We start from the raw sequence: 2,973 nt of genomic DNA, 5'->3' as shown, positions 1-2,973 counted from the left end.
GCGCGAAACTACTTCGCCGTCGTCGCCATTGCCGCCACTCTGCTCTGGATAAGGTAACTGTCCACACGGCCTAGAACGCGTATTCGTCATAGGCCGGCTCGACGGAGCCGTTCCAGGCGCCGTTGAACTTGTCCAGCAGCTCTTCCGCCGGCGTCCGGCCACAATCGATGATCCGCTCCAGCGGCTCGAGATAGCGGCTCTCGTCGCGGCCGATCTGGTCGATGCGGTTCCGCCGCCGCAGACCCACATGCGACAGTTTGAGACACTCTTTCGCGATCTCGAACAGATAGCGGTCCTTGATCCGCGCCTTGAAGCCGAAGCGCGGCACGTCGTCGCGCAGCGCCTGCCGCTCCCGCGCGGTCCAGTTCCGCACCAGATCCCAGGCCGCATCCAGCGTGTCGTTGTCATAGAGCAGTCCGACCCAGAATGCCGGTAATGCCGGCAGCCGTCCCCAAGGCGCGCCATCGGCGCCGCGCATTTCCAGATAGCGCTTGAGCCGCACCTCCGGAAAGATCGTCGAGAGGTGATTGGCCCAATCCGACAGGGTTGGACGCTCGCCGGGCAGCGCAGGATTCTTGCCCTCGAAGAAATCGCGGAACGAGGTGCCGGAGACGTCAAGATAGTCGTCGCCGCGCTTGACGAAATACATCGGAACGTCGAGGGCATAATCGACCCAGCGCTCGAACCCCATGCCGTCCTCGAACGCCCATGGCAGCATGCCGGAGCGCCCATTGTCGGTGTCGCGCCAGATCTCGGACCGGAACGACAGGAAGCCGTTGGGCTTGCCTTCCGTGAACGGGGAGTTGGCGAACAGTGCGGTCGCGATCGGCTGCAAGGCGAGCGACACGCGCAGCTTCTTCACCATGTCCGCTTCGGAGGAGAAGTCGAGATTGGTCTGCACCGTGCAGGTGCGGTACATCATGTCGATGCCGTATTTGCCGACCTTCGGCATGTAGCCGGTCATGATCTTGTACCGGCCCTTGGGCATCACCGGGATCTCTGCCCGCGACCAGGACGGCGTCATGCCGAGGCCGAGAAAGCCGATGCCAAGCGGGGTTGCGATCTCGCGGACCTGCGCGAGATGCGCCATCAGCTCGCTCTGGGTCTGATGCACGGTCTCGACCGGCGCGCCCGACAATTCGAACTGGCCGCCCGGCTCGAGCGAGATCGCGCCTCCCCCGGTGACGTCGTAGAGTCCGATGATGTTGCCGTTCTCCATGATCGGCTCCCAGCCGAGCAGGAGCTTCATGCCGTCGAGCAAGGCGCCGATGCCGCGCGCGCCTTCATACGGCACGGGCTGATGGTCCTGCAGCGTGAACGGCGTCTTCTCATGCTCGGTCCCGATCCGGAAATCGGATGGATCCTTCACGCCCGCCTCGATCCACGCGACCAGTTCGTCGCGCGATTGGAGTGGCGTCATATCGATCTGGTCACGCGCCATACGAATTCCGATACTGAAGCGCTTCGATCGAATGCGCGCGGTGGCAGGGGCATCCGCGAACCAGGCGGCCCGCGGATGCTGGTGGCAACAATGATATCATCGGGCTGTCACGCCGTCTCTTATCGCAGGCGGCTTGGCGTCGCTGCAGGAACATCCCAGCCGGTCCAGGAGCGCGCAGAGCTTGACCGCGTCGGTATCAGACAGTTTCGACCCGACATGCTTCTCGATCGCCGCCGAATAGGCGCCCCACATCCGCTTCTGCAATTCACGTCCCGCCTCGGTAATCTCGACGAACTGGCCGCGCTTGTCGACCTTGCATTCGCGACGGGCCGCCAGCCCCTCGTCCACCAGGCGGTCGATCAGCCGCGACGTTGAATATTGCGGCAGCAGCATCTGACGCTCCAACTCCACCGGCCGCAACTCCCCCGACGGCGCGCGCGACAGCTCGAGCAGGGCATCGTACCAGGCGAGCGGCGGAAAACCGGCCTTCTTCAGGTCCTGCTCGACGGCGTCGAGCACCCGGCTCTGCACCCGCATCAGGCGGATCCAGGCGGCGGTCGCCTCGGTCGATGGTTTGCGTTTCATGGCCTAGTCCGTCATCGTCAGCACGAAGTGTACCGTACTCAATGCACCTGCATCAATCTTGACTAATCATGCATGTGCATTTAGTCGGTCCGACGCCCAAGGCCAACAGGAAAAAGGCCAACAAGAATTCGAGAGGAGATCTCCGATGAAATTATACTATTCGCCCGGCGCCTGCTCGCTTTCGCCCCATATCGCGCTCCTGGAGGCCGGCCTGCCCTACGAGCTGGTCAAAGTCGATGTACGCGCCAAGAAACTGGAAAATGGCGACGATTTCCTGCAAATAAACCCCAAGGGCCAGGTGCCGGCACTGGCGCTCGATTCCGGCGAACTGGTCACCGAAGGCCCCGTGATCGTACAGATGATCGCCGACCGTGCCGCGGGCAAGAACCTGGCGCCGGCCCACGGCAGCGCCGAGCGCTACAAGCTCCTCGAGTGGCTCAATTTCATCACCACCGAGCTGCACAAGAATTTCAGCCCGCTGTTCGCGCCGGTCCTGTCCGATGGCACCAAGGCGTTCTTCAAGGACCGCCTGATGGGCAAGTTCAAATATATCGACGGCCAGCTTGCCGGGCGCGACTACCTCCTCGGCAGCCAGTTCACCGTCGCCGACGGCTATCTGTTCACGATGCTGGCCTGGGCCGACCGGATGAAGTTCGACCTGTCGGGCCTGCCCAATCTCACCGCCTACAAGGCCCGCGTCGCCGCTAGGCCGAAAGTGCAGGAAGCGCTGACCAAGGAAGGGCTGCTGAAGGCGGCGTAGGGTCTTTCCTCACCAAATGGCAAAGGGGCCGGATAGGCGACCCGGCCCTCTTGTAGTTGTGTAGCCCGGATGGAGCGAAGCGCAATCCGGGGACTTTCGAGCGACGGTTAAGTGGAGTGCCCCCCAAAAGTGAGACACGGGAAATTAGGGACAGTTCTCTAACGGAGAACGTATGCCCAACAAATCC

3 protein-coding genes are annotated in these 2,973 nt (G+C 62.6%); 1 reads left to right on the top strand and 2 read right to left on the bottom strand.

Translation table 11 applies throughout. From position 1 onward, the window contains the following. Nucleotides 1-70: 70 nt before the first annotated feature. Both AAFX91_RS40440 and AAFX91_RS40435 read right to left on the bottom strand, forming a co-directional pair. A complete protein-coding gene (locus tag AAFX91_RS40440; RefSeq protein ID WP_282532222.1) occupies nt 71-1,441 on the bottom strand; it encodes a glutamate--cysteine ligase in 1,371 nt (456 codons plus the stop codon). A 96-nt stretch (nt 1,442-1,537) separates the two neighbouring features. Beyond that, nucleotides 1,538-2,026: a MarR family winged helix-turn-helix transcriptional regulator gene (locus AAFX91_RS40435; RefSeq protein WP_130583966.1), complete on the bottom strand. Its 489-nt coding sequence runs from the start codon at nt 2,024-2,026 to the stop codon at nt 1,538-1,540. A 145-nt stretch (nt 2,027-2,171) separates the two neighbouring features. Between AAFX91_RS40435 and gstA the strand changes: the two genes are divergently transcribed. Beyond that, complete coding sequence (gstA, locus tag AAFX91_RS40430; protein WP_394570212.1) at nt 2,172-2,786, top strand: glutathione transferase GstA; 615 nt, start codon at nt 2,172-2,174, stop codon at nt 2,784-2,786. Nucleotides 2,787-2,973: the final 187 nt, after the last annotated feature.

The organism is Bradyrhizobium sp. 31Argb, from assembly GCF_043638955.1.
Taxonomy (GTDB): domain Bacteria; phylum Pseudomonadota; class Alphaproteobacteria; order Rhizobiales; family Xanthobacteraceae; genus Bradyrhizobium.
This window is presented reverse-complemented; position numbering and strand designations above follow the sequence as displayed.

What these genes read in the sequence shown, in the direction of transcription:
- AAFX91_RS40440 (WP_282532222.1), bottom strand. Translation starts at nt 1,441, where the DNA reads ATGGCGCGTGACCAGATCGATATGACGCCACTCCAATCGCGCGACGAA.
- AAFX91_RS40435 (WP_130583966.1), bottom strand. Translation starts at nt 2,026, where the DNA reads ATGAAACGCAAACCATCGACCGAGGCGACCGCCGCCTGGATCCGCCTG.
- gstA (WP_394570212.1), top strand. Translation starts at nt 2,172, where the DNA reads ATGAAATTATACTATTCGCCCGGCGCCTGCTCGCTTTCGCCCCATATC.